This window comes from Agathobaculum faecis, from assembly GCF_014287995.1.
Taxonomy (GTDB): Bacteria; Bacillota; Clostridia; order Oscillospirales; family Butyricicoccaceae; genus Agathobaculum; species Agathobaculum ammoniilyticum.
Genome location: NZ_JACOPL010000009.1, coordinates 39381 through 56420 on the forward strand (window position 1 = coordinate 39381; position 17040 = coordinate 56420).

20 protein-coding genes and 1 other annotated feature are annotated in these 17040 nt (G+C 62.9%); of the genes, 14 read left to right on the forward strand and 6 right to left on the reverse strand.

Going from position 1 to position 17040, the window contains the following annotated elements:
- Positions 1–26: 26 nt before the first annotated feature.
- The 6 genes from H8S45_RS10520 to aroF all read right to left on the reverse strand — a co-directional run bounded on the left by H8S45_RS10520 (position 27) and on the right by aroF (position 7156).
- Positions 27–1412: a shikimate kinase gene (locus H8S45_RS10520; RefSeq protein WP_147574147.1), complete on the reverse strand. Its 1386-nt coding sequence runs from the start codon at positions 1410–1412 to the stop codon at positions 27–29.
- Between the two features lie 4 nt (positions 1413–1416).
- On the reverse strand, positions 1417–2688 hold the full coding sequence (gene aroA, locus H8S45_RS10525; RefSeq protein ID WP_054327296.1) for a 3-phosphoshikimate 1-carboxyvinyltransferase: 1272 nt from the start codon (positions 2686–2688) through the stop codon (positions 1417–1419).
- Between the two features lie 6 nt (positions 2689–2694).
- Positions 2695–3834, reverse strand: a complete 1140-nt coding sequence (pheA, locus tag H8S45_RS10530) for a prephenate dehydratase (RefSeq protein WP_054327297.1) — start codon at positions 3832–3834, stop codon at positions 2695–2697.
- Positions 3827–4918: a chorismate synthase gene (gene aroC, locus H8S45_RS10535; protein WP_054327298.1), complete on the reverse strand. Its 1092-nt coding sequence runs from the start codon at positions 4916–4918 to the stop codon at positions 3827–3829. Before aroC ends, pheA begins: the two co-directional genes overlap by 8 nt.
- Before the next feature lie 14 nt (positions 4919–4932).
- Complete coding sequence (gene aroB / locus H8S45_RS10540) at positions 4933–5973, reverse strand: 3-dehydroquinate synthase (RefSeq protein WP_054327299.1); 1041 nt, start codon at positions 5971–5973, stop codon at positions 4933–4935.
- 166 nt (positions 5974–6139) lie between these two features.
- Complete coding sequence (gene aroF / locus H8S45_RS10545) at positions 6140–7156, reverse strand: 3-deoxy-7-phosphoheptulonate synthase (RefSeq protein ID WP_107631975.1); 1017 nt, start codon at positions 7154–7156, stop codon at positions 6140–6142.
- Positions 7157–7237: 81 nt separating this feature from the next.
- Positions 7238–7492: a binding site (T-box leader), on the reverse strand.
- 146 nt (positions 7493–7638) lie between these two features.
- Between aroF and H8S45_RS10550 the strand changes: the two genes are divergently transcribed.
- From H8S45_RS10550 to H8S45_RS10615, 14 genes are all read left to right on the forward strand, one after another.
- Positions 7639–8544 carry a hypothetical protein gene (locus H8S45_RS10550; protein WP_054327300.1) on the forward strand — a complete coding sequence of 302 codons (906 nt, stop codon included), beginning with the start codon at positions 7639–7641 and terminating at the stop codon, positions 8542–8544.
- Entirely contained in the window at positions 8532–9050 is a 519-nt protein-coding gene (locus H8S45_RS10555) for a stage III sporulation protein AB (protein ID WP_054327301.1), read from the forward strand. Before H8S45_RS10550 ends, H8S45_RS10555 begins: the two co-directional genes overlap by 13 nt.
- A 14-nt stretch (positions 9051–9064) precedes the next feature.
- Positions 9065–9259 (forward strand): stage III sporulation protein AC, encoded by a 195-nt coding sequence (gene spoIIIAC / locus H8S45_RS10560; RefSeq protein WP_107631977.1) that lies wholly within the window; start codon positions 9065–9067, stop codon positions 9257–9259.
- Positions 9256–9645, forward strand: coding sequence for a SpoIIIAC/SpoIIIAD family protein (locus tag H8S45_RS10565; RefSeq protein WP_054327302.1), 390 nt, complete (start codon positions 9256–9258; stop codon positions 9643–9645). The genes spoIIIAC and H8S45_RS10565 overlap by 4 nt, the downstream gene beginning before the upstream one ends.
- Before the next feature lie 14 nt (positions 9646–9659).
- Positions 9660–10763, forward strand: a complete 1104-nt coding sequence (locus H8S45_RS10570; protein WP_107631979.1) for a stage III sporulation protein AE — start codon at positions 9660–9662, stop codon at positions 10761–10763.
- Entirely contained in the window at positions 10760–11236 is a 477-nt protein-coding gene (locus tag H8S45_RS10575) for a hypothetical protein (RefSeq protein WP_054327305.1), read from the forward strand. Before H8S45_RS10570 ends, H8S45_RS10575 begins: the two co-directional genes overlap by 4 nt.
- Positions 11233–11784: a hypothetical protein gene (locus H8S45_RS10580; protein WP_054327306.1), complete on the forward strand. Its 552-nt coding sequence runs from the start codon at positions 11233–11235 to the stop codon at positions 11782–11784. Before H8S45_RS10575 ends, H8S45_RS10580 begins: the two co-directional genes overlap by 4 nt.
- 34 nt (positions 11785–11818) lie before the next feature.
- Positions 11819–12340 (forward strand): SpoIIIAH-like family protein, encoded by a 522-nt coding sequence (locus tag H8S45_RS10585; protein WP_107631981.1) that lies wholly within the window; start codon positions 11819–11821, stop codon positions 12338–12340.
- A gap of 65 nt (positions 12341–12405) precedes the next feature.
- Positions 12406–12819, forward strand: coding sequence for an Asp23/Gls24 family envelope stress response protein (locus tag H8S45_RS10590; protein WP_054327308.1), 414 nt, complete (start codon positions 12406–12408; stop codon positions 12817–12819).
- 145 nt (positions 12820–12964) lie between these two features.
- Positions 12965–13441 carry a transcription antitermination factor NusB gene (gene nusB / locus H8S45_RS10595; protein ID WP_054327309.1) on the forward strand — a complete coding sequence of 159 codons (477 nt, stop codon included), beginning with the start codon at positions 12965–12967 and terminating at the stop codon, positions 13439–13441.
- A complete protein-coding gene (locus H8S45_RS10600) occupies positions 13434–14372 on the forward strand; it encodes a tRNA (adenosine(37)-N6)-threonylcarbamoyltransferase complex transferase subunit TsaD (RefSeq protein WP_054327310.1) in 939 nt (312 codons plus the stop codon). The genes nusB and H8S45_RS10600 overlap by 8 nt, the downstream gene beginning before the upstream one ends.
- Entirely contained in the window at positions 14369–15643 is a 1275-nt protein-coding gene (gene xseA, locus H8S45_RS10605) for an exodeoxyribonuclease VII large subunit (RefSeq protein ID WP_054327311.1), read from the forward strand. Before H8S45_RS10600 ends, xseA begins: the two co-directional genes overlap by 4 nt.
- Before the next feature lies 1 nt (position 15644).
- On the forward strand, positions 15645–15881 hold the full coding sequence (gene xseB / locus H8S45_RS10610) for an exodeoxyribonuclease VII small subunit (protein ID WP_107631983.1): 237 nt from the start codon (positions 15645–15647) through the stop codon (positions 15879–15881).
- A complete protein-coding gene (locus H8S45_RS10615) occupies positions 15878–16762 on the forward strand; it encodes a polyprenyl synthetase family protein (protein WP_054327313.1) in 885 nt (294 codons plus the stop codon). The genes xseB and H8S45_RS10615 overlap by 4 nt, the downstream gene beginning before the upstream one ends.
- Positions 16763–17040 lie beyond the last annotated feature (278 nt).

Consider the following 17040-nt stretch of genomic DNA (forward strand, 5'->3'; position numbering starts at 1 on the left):
CCGGAAGCATGGTTCCGATCGGCTTTTTAGATGCTCTTTACCACTTTTTCCAGCACCTCGGATATCTTGGGACTACGCACCGAGATATCTGCCGCATGGTGGTAGACGGCCTTGCGCGCGTTATACAGGCGGCGCGTTTCGGCCTGCTTGTCAGGGCCGGCAAGCAGCGGGCGGGTGTTGGAATAGGAAAGGTTTTTCAGGATGCGGTAATAGGGAGTGTCCAGATGGATGAGCAGGCCGGTCTCTCGGACTGCTTTCACGTTTTCCGGCCGGAGCACCGCGCCACCACCGAGGGAAAGCACAATCCCTTCCCGCTGGGAAAGCTCCCTGATGTAGGCGCATTCCCGATCGCGGAAATACGCTTCCCCCTGTTCCGCAAAAATGTCGGGAATTTTTTTGCCCTCCCGCGCCTCTAAATACTGATCCGCGTCGATAAATTCCAAACCGGTCAGACGGGCGAGTTTCCGGCCAATGGTGGTCTTGCCGCTGCCCATGAAGCCGCACAGCACGATGTTGCGCTTGCCGTGCTTTTCATGCAGGCGCTTGACCGCCATTTTGCCATAGGTGCGGCGCAGAATGGTTTCGCAGGCCTGCGGCTCGAACCGCACGCCCGACCAGACCGTCTGCGCGTAGGCCGCCTGCATGACCAGCATGAACAGACCGTCGCGCACGCGGGCCTTTTTGGGGTTGGCCAGCCGCATGGTGGCGGTTATAGGTGGGTTGTAAATCGCGTCGAACACATATTCGGCCTTGTGCGGCAGGTAGTGCAGGGGAGCGGCGTTTTCCCTGGGGTACATGCCGACCGGCGTGGAATTCAGGACGATCTGGATATCGCGAGGGATATGCCGGCGGTTATAGACCGCGATGTGTGCGCCGGGCACGGCCGCGCAGAGCTGCTGCCGCAGGGACTCCGCCTTGTCCAGGTTGCGGCCGGTGATGGTCAGGTACGCGCCCTGCGTCACACAGTGGTAGGCCATGACCGAAGCCGCGCCGCCATAGCCCAGCAGCAGGACCTTTTTCCCACGCAGTCTGATCCCATCCCTTGTAAGGGATTCGGCAAAGCCCAGGATATCCGTGTTGTAGCCAACCGCCTTCCCGTCCCGGAATGCCACGGTGTTGACCGAGTGCAGGTTGCGTGCGGCGGTGTCCACCTCGTCCAGCAGGGGGATGACCGCTTTTTTGTGCGGAATGGTGCAGTTGATGCCGCCCAGCCTGCGCTTTGCCAGCTCGAACGCTTCCGGCAGGTCTTCCGGCGGCACGGCGACGCCGATATAATCCGCGTCCTGGCCGGAGGCCGCGAACAGCTGTGCGTGCAGTTCCGGACTCATGGTATGGCCGAGCGGCCAGCCGAACAGCGCGTAGGTCGGCTTTTCCGGCTGGAACACGCGGAACTGTTCCATGGATAGCAGCATGGTATCAGCCCCCCAACCGTTCCAGTGTATGGAAAAAGTCGGGATAGGAGATCGCGACGACCTCCGGCTCGTCGATACGGCATGCGCTGCGCGCGGCGAGCGCCAGCACGGCGAGGCTCATGGCGATGCGGTGGTCCTTGTAGGTTTCAAAGGCGGCGCCGTGCGGACGCTTGCCGCCGCGGATAATCATGCCGTCGTCGGTTTCCTCTGCGTCCACGCCTGCCTTTTTCAGTTCGGTGACCATGGCGGCGATGCGGTTGGATTCCTTTACCTTGAGCTCCTGCGCATCGCGGATGACCGTCTCGCCCTCGGCGTAAGCCGCCGCGACCGCGATGACCGGAAGCTCGTCGATCAGGCGGGGGATGATCGAGCCGCCGATCTCCACACCGCGCAGCATACTATGTTTGACGGTTAAATCGCATACGGGTTCCGCGTCGTCGTGAAAATTCGATATGGAAATATCTGCCCCCATCTCGTGCAGCACGTCCAGAATGCCGGTGCGCGTCGGATTGACGCCAACGTTCCGGATCGTCAGCTCTGAGCCCTCGACGATCGCGCCCGCGACCAGGAAAAACGCCGCGGAAGAAATATCGCCCGGCACACGGATATCCACGGCGTACAGGTCCTCCGGCGGCTCGAGCGTGATAGTGCTGCCGTGTGTTTCGACCTCCACGCCCAAGGCGCGGAACATGCGCTCGGTATGGTCGCGCGAGGGCGCAGGCTCGATAACCGTGGTCTGCCCCTCGGCATAGAGGCCGGCAAGCAGAATGGCGCTTTTAAGCTGCGCGGAAGCGACCGGCAGGCGGTATTCGATGCCGTACAGTTCGCTTGGATACAGGGTGAGCGGGCAGTAATTGTCGTTTTTGCCTTCAATAGACGCGCCCATCTCGCGCAGCGGCTTGATAACGCGGCCCATCGGGCGCTTCTGGATGGAGGCGTCGCCGTTTAAGGTGGCGGTGAACGGCTGTCCGGCCAGGATGCCGCACAGCAGACGGGTGGTCGTACCGGAGTTGCCGGTGTACAGCGTCTCCTCCGGCGCGCACAGGCCGTGTAGGCCCACGCCCTCCACGATGACCTCGCTGTCCGTGATCTCGATTTCCACGCCCATTTTGCGGAAGCAGTCGATGGTGGAAAGGCAGTCCTCGCCCATCAGAAAGCCGGTGATGTGGGTCGTGCCATTTGCCAGCGCGCCCAGCATGACCGCGCGGTGCGAAATGGATTTGTCGCCCGGCACGGTAATCTCGCCGCGCAGCGGGCCGCAGGGTTGGATTTGCATTTGTTTTTACTCCTCCGTCGCATCGGACACCTGATAGCTGCCGATGACCTTGATGTAGGGAAGCTCCTCATGGAGCTGGTATAGCAGGGACTGCACAGCATGGTCACGCATATTGCCGGTGAAATCCAGATAGAACACATAGCACCAGGGGCTGTCTTTCAGAGGTCGGGAATAGATGCTGGTCATGTCGATGCCGTAGTGCGCAATCGTATCCAGCACGGTGTTGAGCGAGCCCGCGACATTCGGGATGTGGAACGCGATTTCGATACGGTTGTCCTCCGGCTGGCTGGTAAGCATCCGGCTGACTGCGATAAAGCGCGTTTCGTTGTGCTTGAGGTCGTTGATGCCTTCCTCCAGAATGTGCAGGCCGTACCGCTCGGCCGCTTCGCGTGAGCAGATGGCGGCAAGCCGCCTGTCGCCTTTATCGCGGACATTCTGCGCCGCGATCGCGGTATTGGCCACTTCGATCGCTTCAAGATTATGCGCGGCAATAAACGCGTGGCATTGGGGCAGGGCGTGCGGATGGGAGCATACGCTTTGAATATCCGCAAGCCGCGCGCCCGGCACTGCGGCCAGGCAATGCGAGATTTTCCGGATATACGAGCGGTTGATGCACAGGCCGTATTCCAGGAGCAGGTCGTAAACCTCGCTGACCGTGCCGGCGGTCGTGTTTTCGACTGGAACCACGCCCACATCCGCAGCGCCGTCGCGCACGGAGCGGAACACCTGCTCCCACGTCGGCACGTTGACCGGCTCGCACTGTGGGAACAGCGCGCGCGCCGCCAGCTCCTGGTATGCGCCCGGTACGCCCTGGTAGTAGACGGTTTTCGGGTCGAGCGCGGACCCCGCCGGATGGAGCGGGAAACGCGCAGGCTCCTCCCGAAGCTGCTCGCTGTATTGATATTCGCGGCTCGCGCGGATCATGCTTTGCAGTAACGCGGTATATTTGAGCCGGATTTCCCCGTCCATACCCGCAGTGCGCTGTTCAATGATTTCCGCTTCCCGATCAGGCTTATAGACGCTGTCGTTCGTTTCGGCCTTGGCATGCGCCACCTCAAGCGCGAGCGACATGCGCTTGAGAAACAGCGCGCGCATCTGTTCATCCACCTCGTTGATCTCCCTGCGGATTGCGGGTAATTCACGCATAGCCGTTCGCCTCCCGCAGCAGGTCTGCCAGCGCGACGGCGCACGCCGCCTCGACGACGGGCGCGGCGCGCGTGACGATGCAGGGATCGTGCCGCCCATGGATGGAAAGCGGCTCAACCCGGCCGGTCTGAAGATTGAGCGTCTGCTGTAACGAAGAGATGGAAGGGGTCGGCTTGATGCACACGCGGAACACGAGCGGCATGCCGTTGGTGATGCCGCCGTTGACACCGCCGTTGTTATTGGTTTCGGTTTTGACCGTGCCTGCCTCCTGATAGATGGCGTCGTTTGCGTGGGAACCGCGCAGCGCGGCAAAGGCAAAGCCCGCGCCGAACTCCACGCCCTTGACCGCGGGTACGCCGAACAACAGGGAGGACAGGCGGCCCTCCACCGTATCCAGCATGGGGCTGCCAAGTCCGGCGGGCAGGCCGGTGGCCGCGCATTCGATCACGCCGCCTACCGAATCCTGCGCTTCGCGCGCATCCTCGATCGCGGCGAGCATGGCGTCCAGCGCGCGCGGGTTATTGACCGGATAGTCGGCCTCCCGCAGCGCGTCAAGCTGCTCGGGACACACATCCACATCGTCAAACGGCATATCCTGAATCTGCGCGATGGACTGGATATGGGAGCCGACCGTCACGCCCTGCGTTTTCAGCCACAGCTTGCACATCGCACCCGCGAACACAAGCGGCGCGGTCAGCCGGCCGGAAAAATGGCCGCCGCCGCGCGGGTCGTTGCAACCCTGATAGCGCACCATGCCGGTATAGTCCGCGTGGCCCGGGCGGGGCTGCGCGGACAGCGCGGCATAATCGCCCGAGCGCTGGTTGGTATTCTGGATAAGGGCGCAGAGAGGCGTGCCGGTGGTTTTGCCGTTGTAGATGCCGGACTGGATAAGCGGCAGATCGGCCTCCCTGCGCTGGGTGGACTGCTTGTTGCGCCCGGGGGCGCGGCGCTCCATCTCGCGCAGGATAAAGGCTTCGTCATATGCGACGCCGGACGGAAACCCGTCGATCACCACGCCGATGCCGGCCCCGTGCGATTCGCCGAAGAGCGATAGTTTGATGGCGTTTCCCCAAATGGAACCCATTGGGCATTGCCTCCTTACAGTTTGAGAATGTATTCGTGCAGCGTTTCCGCGTCGATCGGGGTGATCTCCGCGCGGCCCGCCTCGCGGACCAAGATGAAATTGACCGTCGCGCCGAACTTCTTTTTATCCGACAGCAGGGCGGTGTAAATCGCCTCGCGGTCATAGGTCAGAGCGGTCGGCAGCCCGATGTGCTGCAAAAGCTTTGTGAGCGGCGCGGTCAGGTCCTGATTGCCAAGCAGGGCGCTCAGCCGCATGGCCGCAACCATACCGATGGCGACCGCCCTGCCGTGGGTCAGGTCGGTATAATGCCCGAGCTTCTCCGCCGCGTGGCCGATCGTATGGCCGAAGTTCAGAATCATGCGCAGGCCGGTATCGTGCTCATCGATCGCGACCACGTCGCGCTTGATCTTGACGCATTCGTAGATGATATCCCCGATGCGCGCCTTGTAATCCGGCAAGGCAACCAGGTCCAGAATGCCCTTATTGGCGATATAGCCGTATTTAACCACCTCGGCCATCCCGTCAGCGAAGGTCGCGTCCGGCAGGGTAACAAGCACCGCCGGATCGATCAGAACCAGGCGCGGCTGGTAAAACGCGCCGACCAGGTTTTTACCCTCCGCGAGGTCTACGCCGGTCTTGCCGCCGACCGAGGAATCCACCTGCGCGAGCAGGGTGGTTGGAATCTGGCACAGGGCTAGGCCGCGCAGGAAAGTTGCGGCGGCGAAGCCGGTGATATCGCCCACCACGCCGCCGCCAAGCGCGATAACAAGATCCTTGCGGGTCATGCCGGCGGCGAGCATGTCATGATAGACGGTCTCGACCGTTGCCAGCCGCTTGTACTCCTCGCCCGCGGGGATGACCGTGTGGGAGACCGGAAAGGAAAATTGGCGTTCCAGCGCTTCCAGATACAGCGGCGCGACCGTCGAATCCGTGACGATATGCGCGCGGCTGGGGGAAAAAACATCGAGCATGGCCGCCGCCGCGCGGCCGAGCAGGCCGGTTTCAATATGGATATCGGACACGCCGTTCGTGCCCGTCAGGCTTAGGGTCTGCACTACTGAAGCACTCCTTTGATGATAAACTGCACATTTGTACCGCGCCGTCAGGCGCATTTTTAAGATGGGAAATCGAGCGATGCGGCGCGCGAAGTCGCGCTTTGGACGCGCCCGCGGCAAAACCTCGTCACGTCCCCCTCGCCGGAAACGGCAGCTTCAAGCGAAATCAGATTTCGCGCCCCACTGCCTGCGCCACCGCGCGCAGATTGGTCATGGTTTCGTGGAACGAATCGTAGGTGAGCGACTGCGCGCCGTCTGACAGGGCGTGCGCGGGGTCGTTGTGAACCTCGATCATCAGTCCGTCCGCGCCCGCGGCGATCGCGGCCTTGGCCAGCGGCTCAACCATCCAGTAGATGCCGCCCGCGTGGGACGGATCAACGATGACCGGCAGATGGCTCATGCGCTTGAGTACGGGCACCGCGGAGATATCCAGCGTGTTGCGGGTGTAGGTTTCGTAGGTGCGAATGCCGCGCTCGCACAGGATAACGTTTTCATTGCCGCCTGCCATGATGTATTCGGCGGACATGAGGAATTCCTCCATCGTATTGGCGAAGCCGCGCTTGAGCAGCACGGGCTTTTTGGTCTGGCCCAGCTCCTTGAGCAGCTCGAAGTTCTGCATATTGCGCGCGCCCACCTGGAAGCAGTCGCATTTATCCAGGAACAGCTCGATATGCGCGGGGTTGGTGATCTCGGTCACGACCGGCAGGCCGGTCGCCTCATGCGCCTTGTGGAGCAGTTCGAGGCCTTCAGCCTTGAGGCCCTGGAACGAATACGGGGAGGAGCGCGGCTTCCACGCGCCGCCGCGCAGCACGGCGGCGCCGTCCGCTTGCACATGGCGCGCCACGTCGATGATCTGCTCCTCGCTTTCGACCGAGCAGGGGCCGGCCATCACGACCAGCTTTTTACCGCCCACGACCACGCCCGGCGCGATCTCGACCTGGGAATTATCCGGATGGAACTTGCGGTTGGCCAGCTTGAATGGCTCCTGCACCTTGATAATGTTTTCCACCTGGGGGTCGCGCAGCAGCGCGTCCTTATCCACCGCGCCCGTGTCGCCGACGAGACCGATGACGATCGTACCCGCGCCGTAGATCGGGTTGGCCTTGACATTCCAACGCTCGATGTGCCTGGAAAGCTCTTCAACGTGTTCGCGGGTCGCACCCTGCTTCATAATGATAATCATGTGTTTTCTCTCCTTGTCATATTGGGGGTGAATTGCGTTTGTCCGGCGGAGAAAAAGCATAAAAAAAGCCTTTCATCCACAAAGAGGGACGAAAGACAAACATTCCGCGGTACCACCCACATTCGGCATGGAAACCATGCCGCACTTTTTCGGATACACAAAATATCCTATCCCTGTAACGGAGGAGTCCGTCGGCGCCTACTGCAAGGTTTTTTTCAGCGCCGCAGCTTAAGAGGGAACTTCATCGTGCCGGCGTCTGCGTCCGTTTCCAGTCATGCCGGACACTCCCTGAAAGCCGCGCTTGGAACAACTACTTTCCTCTGTCATCGCTTTGTGCAATATTTGTACTTATTATATTACCGATGCCTCGGGTTGTCAATGCAAAAATTGTTACGGTTTTGTTTCATGAGGAATTGCGGTCAAGGGCGTCGGACAGTCATATTCCGCAGACGGCGCTCATAGAGTAGGACAGGTGATGCAATATGGAAGTGAAACAGGACAAAGCCTACCAGCAGGCGGCTGGATGCCTGCCGCCGCTTCGCGCGGCGCAGCTCGCGGCGCTGGAGGGGCAGGAGGAGGTCGAGGAGCTGCGGTTTCGGGCGGGACGGCCGCCGGCGGTCAAAACGGCCCGCGGCGAGCGGGAGCTGGAGCTTGCCGTCGTTACCGCGCAGGAGCTGCGGGAGATCCTCAGCCGTGCCGCGCGGTATTCGGTACATAGCTATACGGAAAGCTTGAAAAACGGGTTTGTTACGCTTACGGGTGGCCACCGGCTGGGTGTCTGCGGCACCGCAGCGGAGGAAAACGGAAAGGTCGTCGGCATACGCGGGCTGTCCTCCGTCAATCTGCGCATCGCGCGGCAGGCCTGGGGGGTGGATGCCGTGATCGCGCCCTGGGTCGGGGAGGGTGAGCCGCAATCCATGCTGCTGCTGTCGCCACCCGGCTTTGGGAAAACCACGCTGCTGCGGGAATGGGTGCGCGCGGTGTCGGACAAGGGGCATACGGTCGCTGTGGCGGATGAGCGCGGCGAGGTGGCGGCGCTGGCAGACGGCGTGCCGCAGTTCGCGATCGGGCGCTGTACTGATGTGTTGGAAAACTGCTCGAAAAAGCGGGCGGCGCTCATGCTGCTCAAAACCATGTCGCCCGCGCTGCTGGCGTTCGACGAGATCACCGCGCCCGAGGATGTGGAGGCGGTTTCGCTTTGCGCGCACTGCGGCACGGCGGTACTCGCGACCGCGCACGCGGCGGGAACGGACGACCTGCGGCGCAGGCCGCTTTACCGCTCCCTGCTGGAACTGGGCGTTTTCAGGCGGGCGGTCGTGATCGGCCGGAGGGATGGAAAGCGGGAATACCGCATGGAACGATTGGAGGAACGGACATGCTCAAGCTGATAGGTGCGGTGATGATATTCGGCTCCTGCGCGGCGCTCGGATTGTCTGCCCGCCAGAGCCTGCGAAAGCGGGTTGCGGCGGCGGACGCGATGCTGATGGCTCTCTCGCTGATCAGCAGCGAGATATCCTGCCGCCGCGCGCCGCTGCCTGAGATCATCGGGACGCTGGCGGAAAACGAAAACCCGACCGTCCGGCTGGTGTTCGGCGGCCTTCAGCGCCGCTTGCGCGAGCAGAACGGGCTTTCGCTCAGCTATCTGTGGCGCGTCAATCTGCGGGACAACCGCGCGGAGGCTGGACTCGGCGCGCCGGAATGCGATATCCTCTGCGACGCCGCGAACTACCTGGGGCGCTACGACGCCGCCGAACAGGCGGCGGGGCTGGACCAGATTGGCCGGCGCCTGTCCGCCGCGCGCGCGGCGGCGGCCGAGGAACTGCAAAGCAAGGGGAATTTGTACCGCACCTGCGGCATCGCGCTCGGGATACTGGTCGTTTTGGTGCTGATCTGACAACGGAGGGAAGTATGGATGTTGATCTGATTTTCCGGATCGCGGCCGTTGGCATCCTGGTGGCTGTCCTTGGACAGCTCCTGACGCGTTCCGGACGGGAGGAGCAGGCGCTGATGACCACGCTCGCAGGGCTGATCGTCGTGCTGATGCTGATTGTGCAGGAGATCAGCCAGCTCTTTTCGATGATGAAAAGCGTGTTCGGCTTTTGAACGGGCTGACCGCGGCCTGCGGGCTGGCGCTGCTGACGCTGGTGCTTTCGCTCGTGCTGAAAAAGGACGCGCCCGCCATTGCCTTCCTGCTGACGCTGACCGCGGGCGTGCTGATCCTGCTGCAGGCGTTCCAGACGATCGGCGGCACGGCGCAGCGCTTTTCCGCGCTGCTGGCGCAGGGCGGCATTACGGGCAGCCTGTATCTGCCGGTGTGCAAGGCATTGGGCGTGGCGGTTGTGGTGCGCGTCATGAGCGCGCTGTGCAAGGATGCGGGGCAGTCCGCGCTTGCCGCCAAGCTGGAGATTGCCGGCGCGGTGCTTGCGCTTTCCCTGTGTCTGCCGCTGCTGGAGCAGGTGCTGGGCCTGGTGGCCGACTGGACGGTATGAAAGGAAACGGATGGATGAAAAAACTGGTCGTTGTATGGCTCGTCCTCCTGGCCTGCCTCGTATCCGCCGGAGCGGCGGCATCGGGTGTGGATATCGGGCAGACGGGCGGGGAATCGCTTCTCGGCGCGGTGCCGGAGGAGCGGCGGGGGTATCTGGACGGCATCCAGCCGGAAACCGCCGACGAGCTGGCAGGCTCGCTCGCGCGCCTGCTGGACAACGTATCGGAGGACAGCCGCAGCGCGCTGCAGAACGCGGTACATAGCCTGGCGCGGGTAGCGGTCGTGATCCTGCTCACCGCGATGGCGCGCGGCTTTTCCGCGGCGGCGGGCGGCGAAGCGGACGCATGGATCGATATGGCGGGCGCCCTCGGCTGCGCTGCCGTGTTGCTGCAGGACTTTTCCGGCGTGCTGTCGCTCTGCCGCGATACGCTGGAGCAGATCAGCCTGTTTTCCGGCACGCTGCAGCCGGTGCTGGCGGCCGCGCTGTCGGCCGGCGGCAGCGCCGCGACCGCCACCGTGCTGCAGGTGGCGACGATGGTGGTGTTCGACCTTGTTATCCGCCTGATCCATACGCTGATGGTGCCGGCGGCCTGTGCGTATCTTGCGATCACCGCAGTGGACGCGGCGACCGGCAACGGCATGCTGCGCGGCCTCGCGGACGGGATCAAGAGCCTGACCTCGGGTGCGCTCAAGCTCATTTTGACGCTATTTACCGCATACCTTACCATAGCGGGGAGCGTTTCGGGCAGCGTGGACAGGATGGCGCTGAAAACGGCGAAGTTTGCCGTGTCGGGCGCGGTGCCTGTGGTGGGGGGCGTGATCTCGGACGCGACCGAGACGGTGCTGTCCGGCGCGTCGCTGCTCAAAAATTCGATCGGCGTGTTCGGGATGCTGTGCGTCACGGCTATCTGCCTGGTGCCGTTCCTGCGCGCGGGCGCGAGCTACCTGTGCTATAAGGCGGGGGCGGCTGTGCTGTCGCCGCTGTGCTCGGGCAGCCTGCGGCAGCTTTTGGAGGGGGTAGGCACGGGCTTCGGCCTGCTGCTCGGCATGCTCAGCACCTGCTGCCTGATCTTGTATTTGGAGCTGGTATATGTGGTTGCGATGGTGAAGCCGATATGACCGAATTATTTCAGACAATTTTGATGCGCGTCACACTGGCGGGCGTAGCCTCGGCGGTTGCGCTGCGCATGGTGGGCGGCGGGGCGCTGCGGGAGATCATCAAGGCTGCGGCGGGTCTGCTGATGCTGCTGGCGCTGCTGCAGCCGCTCTCCGGCCTGCGCACCGCCGCGTGGGATGGCTGGGGCGTGCCGTCTCAGGAGGATATCGCTGCAATCCAGGAGCAAAACACCCAGACCACCATGAGTACGGTCGCGGCCAGCATCGCGGAGATGGTGGAGCAGCGCACGCAAAAAGAGGGCTTCGACTGTACGGTCGATGTGACCATGGCAAACGATGAAAACGGGATTTTGCAGGTGGACCGCGTGACCGTATATTACGGCGGGCGGGACGCGGCGCGCCTGGAAGAGCTGCGCGCGATTCTGACCGAGGAGTGCGGGGTGCCGGAGGAAAGGCAGGAGATGATTGCAAGATGAAAAAACCAGAGCTGGCATGGCTGAAAGACCTGGGGGAGAAGCTGCGGCCGCTGGCGCACCGGTATCGGGCGGTCCTGATCGTGCTGCTGGCGGGGATGCTGCTGCTTGCCTCCGGTGGGTGGTTCGGCGGGGGGAAGGAGCAGGCCGCGGCGCAGACCGGACAGCCGGAGACGGCGGGATTCGACCTGGCCGTGTTTGAGCAGGACCTGAACGAAAAACTTGCGGCGATCGAGGGTGTGGGGCGGGTGGAACTGATGCTGTCGCTCGACCAGACCGAGGAGGCGGTATATGCTGTGAACACCCGCCAGACGAGGAACGGCGACGCAGGACAAAGCTATGAAAGCGATCTGACCGTTGTATCAGACGGAAGCTACGGCGAAAAGCCGGTGACGGTAAAAAGCCTGCTGCCGACGTTCCGTGGCGCGGTCGTCCTGTGCGACGGCGCGGACAACGCGCAGGTGCGCCTTGCAGTGACGCAGGCGGTCGGTACCGTATGCGGCATCGGCTCGGACAAAGTTACGGTTCTGAAAATGGCGGCGGGAACATAAAACATAATAACCATGTACAGGAGGGCGAGCAGTCATGAAAAAAATCAAGAAACGCGGGGCAATATACGGAGTGATCGCGCTGCTGCTTTGCGTTGCGGTCTACCTCAACTGGAGCTACATCGATGCGCCGGAGGACCTGCTGGTCGCGGAACAGACCGATCCGGAGGACACGGCGGCAAGCGCGCAAGGCGCGGCGGACGGGACGGATTACTTCGCGGCCTCGCGTCTGACCCGCGAGCAGGCGAGGGATGAGGCGGTCAGCACGCTCAAGGAGCTGAGCGAGAGCGAGGAAGCCGACCAGACCGCGAAGGACGAGGCGGCGGCACAGATCTCCGCGCTGGCCGAGGACTCCGTGGCCGAGGCGAACATCGAGAGCCTGATCCGCGCGAAAGGGTACGAGGATGCGGTTGTGATGATTGGGGACGACAGCGTAAACGCGGTCGTCGCGCCGCCGGAGGGCGGCCTGCAGGCCGAGGACGTTACGGTCATCAAGGACATCATTATCTCCGAGACCGGCATGTCGGCCGGCCAGATCAAGATTGTCGAGGCGGCCTGATCGGTATTTTCTCTTTCTTTTTTGCCAAAACTGTGTTATAATCCGTAAAAAGGAGAGTGAACAGTATGGCGGATCATAAGGAGTACTGGTCAACCGAGGACGACCAGGGCTGCATTCGTATTTCTGAAGACGTTGTCGCTTCGATCGCCGCGCTTGCCGCCTCGGAAACGGAAGGCGTAAGCGGACTGTATTCCAGCCTGACAAGCGATATCGTCAGCTTTTTGAGCAAGAAAAACATTTCCAAGGGCGTTCGCATCGAGATCGGCGAGGAAGGGACGGTCCGGATCGAGATTGGCTTCCTTGCGCTGTTCGGCCACAACATCTGCGATGTGGCAAAGCAGGTGCAGCAGCACGTCAAAGCTTCGGTGGAATCCATGACCGGCCTCAAAGTTACCGAGGTCAATATCCACGTCGGCGGCGTGACGTTCGCGCCCGCGCCGGCGGCGGAGGAGCCGGCGGCCGGACAGGAGCAGGGCTGAAACGGATAGGGAGAGCGGCATGGCGGCGGCCATGCCGCTTTTGTTTTGCCAAATCCTCCCGCTTTTCATGGAATATCGGCTTGAAATTTTGGCGAAAATAGGATAAAATAGGTCGTATTCAGAAATATAGGAGGAGCTTGCCGCCGTGAGCAGAACAAAAGCGAGAGAGATTGCCCTGCATCTGATTTTTGAGATGGGGTTTCAGCAGTTTGAGGATGAAAATCTGAACAACCGCCTGGACGAGAGCATCATGGCCTCGATCAGCGGGGATATCGCGCTGTATGCGGGCAAGCTGTCCGACCAGCAGACGCAGTACATCCGGTCGGTGGTCAAGGGCGTTGCCGGCAGTCTGGAGGAGCTGGACCGCACGATCGAAGCCTATTCCAAGGGATGGAAGCTGAACCGCCTGTCGCGCATGACCTCAGCGGTGCTGCGCCTGGCGATCTATGAGATGCGCTATGTGGACGATGTGCCGGTCGGCGCGGCGATCAACGAGGCGGTCGAGCTGGCGAAGGTGTACGATACGGACGAAGCGGCCGCGTTCGTCAACGGCGTACTCGGCTCGGTGGCGCGCGCGGAGTTTCCGGACAAGCCCGCGGCGCTGGAGACGGCCGATGCCTGAGCGCTTCCTAGGGATCGACACCTCGAATTACCGCACCTCGGCGGCGGTTTATGATGCGTCGTCGGGCGCGTGGCGCAACGAGGGCGGTCTGCTGTCCGTGCCGGAGGGCGCGATCGGCCTGCGTCAGTCGGACGCGCTGTTCCAGCATACCGTGCGTCTGCATGAGAAGATCGGGTCCCTGCCGTCAGGAGAAGTGCGCGCCATCGGCGTGAGCACCCGCCCGCGCGCGGTCGAGGGCTCGTATATGCCCTGCTTTCTGGCGGGGGAGAGCGTCGCGCGCAGCGCGGCGCATTTGCTATCTGTGCCGCTTTTTGCAGTCTCGCATCAGCAGGGGCATATCGCGGCGGCCGCGCTGAGCGCGGGCAGGCTCGACCTGTTGGATGGGAGCCTGCTTGCGTGGCACCTGTCCGGCGGGACGAGCGAGCTGCTGCTGGTGCGGCAGGGGGAGGATGGACTGCCGGGCTGCACCTGCGTCGGCGGCACGACTGACCTTGCCGCTGGCCAGTTCATCGACCGGACCGGCGCGCTGCTCGGCCTGCCATTCCCGTCGGGTGCGGCGCTGGACAAGCTGGCGCTGCAGGCGCGGCCGGAAAAGGGTTTTGCGCCAAAGGTGGCGGATAGCCGCTTTTCCCTTTCCGGTATGCAGAACCAGGTGGAAAATAGGCAAAAGGCTGCGGAGCCTGCGCAGCTCGCGCGCTTTGCGCTGGAAACGGTCGCAAACGCGGTCGTCAAAGCGTCCGACCAGGCGGTGCGGCGGTACGGCGGCCCGATTTTGTGCGCGGGCGGCGTGATGGCGAGCGAGGTCATCCGCGCGCGGATGCGGGAGGCGTTCGGGGACGCGGTATATTTCGCTGAGCCGGCATTGTCGGGCGACAACGCGGTCGGCGCGGCCGTACTCGCCTCGCGGCTGTATGAAAGGATGAAAACGTGAGCACCATCTATTCCGTAACCCAACTGAACAACGAGATCAAGGAACTGCTCGACGCGGTACCCGGCTACCGCAGCCTGCTGGTGCAGGGCGAGATCTCCAACTATAAAGCGCATTCCTCCGGCCATCATTACCTGACGCTCAAGGACGAGGGCGCATCCATCAACGCGGTGCTGTTCCGGTCGGACGCGGCGCGGCTCAAGTTCCGCCTGCAGAACGGGATGAAGGTCATTGTGCGGGCGCGTGTCAGCTCGTTCCCGCGCACGGGCGCGGTGCAGCTCTATCTTTCCGAGGTCATACCGGACGGGGCGGGTGCGCTGAATCTGGCCTTTGAGCAGCTGAAAAACAAGCTGTATGCGGAAGGGCTGTTTGACGAGAGCCGTAAAAAGCCCATTCCGTCCTGCCCGCGGCACATTGCGCTGGTTACCTCTCCGACCGGTGCGGCTGTGCGCGATATGATCCGCATTCTGGGACGGCGCTGGCCGCTCGCCAAGGTCACGCTCTATCCCGCGCAGGTGCAGGGGCAGGGCGCGGCGGAAAGCATCGCCCGCGCGCTTGGGCTTGCCAACGCGGTGGGGGAGGCCGACGTTATCCTGTGCGGCCGTGGCGGCGGTTCGATGGAGGATCTGTGGGCGTTTAATGAAGAGGTCGTCGCGCGGGCGATCTTTTCCTCGGAAATACCTGTGATCTCGGCGGTCGGCCACGAGCCGGACGTGACGATCGCGGACTTCGTGGCCGACCTGCGCGCGCCGACGCCATCGGGCGCGGCCGAGCTTGCGGTCCCCGACCGGACAGAGTATGCGCTTTCGGTCCGCGCGCTGCATACGCGGCTGCATACGGCTGCGCATAAGCTGCTGCAGGCAAAGGGGCAGCGCCTGGCGGGGCTGCAGGAGCGGCTCGCGCTGCGCACCCCCGCGCACTATATCGCGGAAAAGCGCCTGCTGCTCGACCAGATGGCCGACCGGCTGGGCGCCGCGCTGCCCGCGCGCCTGGGACGCGAGTCGCAGAAGCTGGCCGTGCTGCGGCAGCGCTTGGCCACGGCGGGACAGGGCGGCCTGCACAGGCGGCGCCTGCGCTTTACGCAAGCTGTGGCGACGCTCGACGCGATCAGCCCGCTGCGCGTGCTGGCGCGCGGCTATGCGGTCGCGACGAAAGGGGCGCGCGGCGCGGTCGTCAGCGACGCGCGCACGCTCAAAGCAGGCGATACGCTGCGTATCCGGTTTGCCAAAGGCGCGGCGGACTGCCGCGTGACCGATATCAGGGAGGAATCATAGCATGGCTGAAAAAACGTTTGAAAACCAGATGGAACGGCTGGAGGAGATCGTCCGCCTGCTGGAAAAGGGCGAGGCGCCGCTGAACGAGAGTATGAAGCTGTTCGAGGAGGGGACGAAGCTGTCCGCCGCGCTGGGCAGGCTGCTGGACAAGGCGGAACAGAAAGTGACCGTGATGCAGGAAACCGCGCAGGGCGAACTGACCGAACAGCCCTTTGACGCGGAGGAGGCGGCAAAATGACGTTTTCCGAACAGATGAAGGCGGATGTCGCGCAGATCGAAGCCGCGCTGGCGCAATACCTTTCCCGCGAAACGGGCGAGGGCTACGACCGTATTTTTGAGGCCGCGAAATATTCGGCGCTGGCGGGCGGCAAGCGCCTGCGGCCGGTGATCGTGCTGGCATTCTGCCGCTTGTGCGGCGGAGAAGCGGACAAGGCGATGCCGTTTGCCTGCGCGCTTGAGATGATCCACACCTATTCGCTCATCCACGACGATCTGCCCTGCATGGATGACGACGACCTGCGCCGCGGGCGTCCGACCTGCCATAAGGCGTTTGACGAGGCAACCGCCGTCCTTGCGGGCGACGGGCTGCTGACCGCTGCGTTTGAAACCGCCGCCGCCGCGAAGGGGCTTGACGCGGAAGCCGTGTTGCGGTGCGTGCGCATTCTGGGACGCGAGGCGGGTATGAATGGCATGATTGCGGGACAGGTGCTCGACCTGGGGGCGGAGCACCGCCGGATATCGCTCGACGCGCTGAACCTGCTGCAAAGCCTCAAGACAGGGTGCCTGCTGCGCGCCGCGTGCGAGCTGGGCTGCACGGCGGCGGGCTGCACCGACGCGCGCACGCTGGAAGCGGCGCGCGAATACGGCGAAAAGCTCGGGCTGGCGTTCCAGATTCAGGACGATATCCTGGATATCGAGGGTGATGCGCGGACGCTCGGTAAAACGACCGGCAAGGACGCGCGGGATGAAAAATCGACCTTTCCCGCTCTGCTTGGGCTGGAGGCGTGCCGCGCGCTCGCGGACCGGCTGACCGGGGAAGCGGTGGCGGCGCTCGACGGGCTTCCGGGGAACGGCTTTTTGACCGAGCTTGCGCGAAGCCTGACGGGCAGGGCAAACTAAATGTGAATTTTTATGCGGTTTTCTTGAATAAGAGCTGTGTATGTGTTAAAATAACAAATAAGTGGCGCAGTATCCTAGTCAGCGCATACGATTCCCAGGACGGGCCTAAAAATCCGTAGAAGGGCATATCGATGAAGTCTCTGGTGTTTGCTTCTTACGCCCAGTTTGGGGTGGATGCTGGAGGTTAAGGCTTGCGGGCGCGCTTCAATGGCATGAAGTACCGACCCTCTCGCCGTGGAGACCTGTATGCGTGGGACACCTATAGCATCGCTTTGATT

What these genes read in the sequence shown, in the direction of transcription:
- pheA (WP_054327297.1), bottom strand. Translation starts at nt 3,834, where the DNA reads ATGCGTGAATTACCCGCAATCCGCAGGGAGATCAACGAGGTGGATGAA.
- H8S45_RS10575 (WP_054327305.1), top strand. Translation starts at nt 10,760, where the DNA reads ATGACCGAATTATTTCAGACAATTTTGATGCGCGTCACACTGGCGGGC.
- H8S45_RS10580 (WP_054327306.1), top strand. Translation starts at nt 11,233, where the DNA reads ATGAAAAAACCAGAGCTGGCATGGCTGAAAGACCTGGGGGAGAAGCTG.
- H8S45_RS10570 (WP_107631979.1), top strand. Translation starts at nt 9,660, where the DNA reads ATGAAAAAACTGGTCGTTGTATGGCTCGTCCTCCTGGCCTGCCTCGTA.
- aroF (WP_107631975.1), bottom strand. Translation starts at nt 7,156, where the DNA reads ATGATTATCATTATGAAGCAGGGTGCGACCCGCGAACACGTTGAAGAG.
- aroA (WP_054327296.1), bottom strand. Translation starts at nt 2,688, where the DNA reads ATGCAAATCCAACCCTGCGGCCCGCTGCGCGGCGAGATTACCGTGCCG.
- H8S45_RS10555 (WP_054327301.1), top strand. Translation starts at nt 8,532, where the DNA reads ATGCTCAAGCTGATAGGTGCGGTGATGATATTCGGCTCCTGCGCGGCG.
- H8S45_RS10590 (WP_054327308.1), top strand. Translation starts at nt 12,406, where the DNA reads ATGGCGGATCATAAGGAGTACTGGTCAACCGAGGACGACCAGGGCTGC.
- aroC (WP_054327298.1), bottom strand. Translation starts at nt 4,918, where the DNA reads ATGGGTTCCATTTGGGGAAACGCCATCAAACTATCGCTCTTCGGCGAA.
- H8S45_RS10585 (WP_107631981.1), top strand. Translation starts at nt 11,819, where the DNA reads ATGAAAAAAATCAAGAAACGCGGGGCAATATACGGAGTGATCGCGCTG.
- H8S45_RS10600 (WP_054327310.1), top strand. Translation starts at nt 13,434, where the DNA reads ATGCCTGAGCGCTTCCTAGGGATCGACACCTCGAATTACCGCACCTCG.
- xseB (WP_107631983.1), top strand. Translation starts at nt 15,645, where the DNA reads ATGGCTGAAAAAACGTTTGAAAACCAGATGGAACGGCTGGAGGAGATC.
- H8S45_RS10520 (WP_147574147.1), bottom strand. Translation starts at nt 1,412, where the DNA reads ATGCTGCTATCCATGGAACAGTTCCGCGTGTTCCAGCCGGAAAAGCCG.
- H8S45_RS10550 (WP_054327300.1), top strand. Translation starts at nt 7,639, where the DNA reads ATGGAAGTGAAACAGGACAAAGCCTACCAGCAGGCGGCTGGATGCCTG.
- spoIIIAC (WP_107631977.1), top strand. Translation starts at nt 9,065, where the DNA reads ATGGATGTTGATCTGATTTTCCGGATCGCGGCCGTTGGCATCCTGGTG.
- H8S45_RS10615 (WP_054327313.1), top strand. Translation starts at nt 15,878, where the DNA reads ATGACGTTTTCCGAACAGATGAAGGCGGATGTCGCGCAGATCGAAGCC.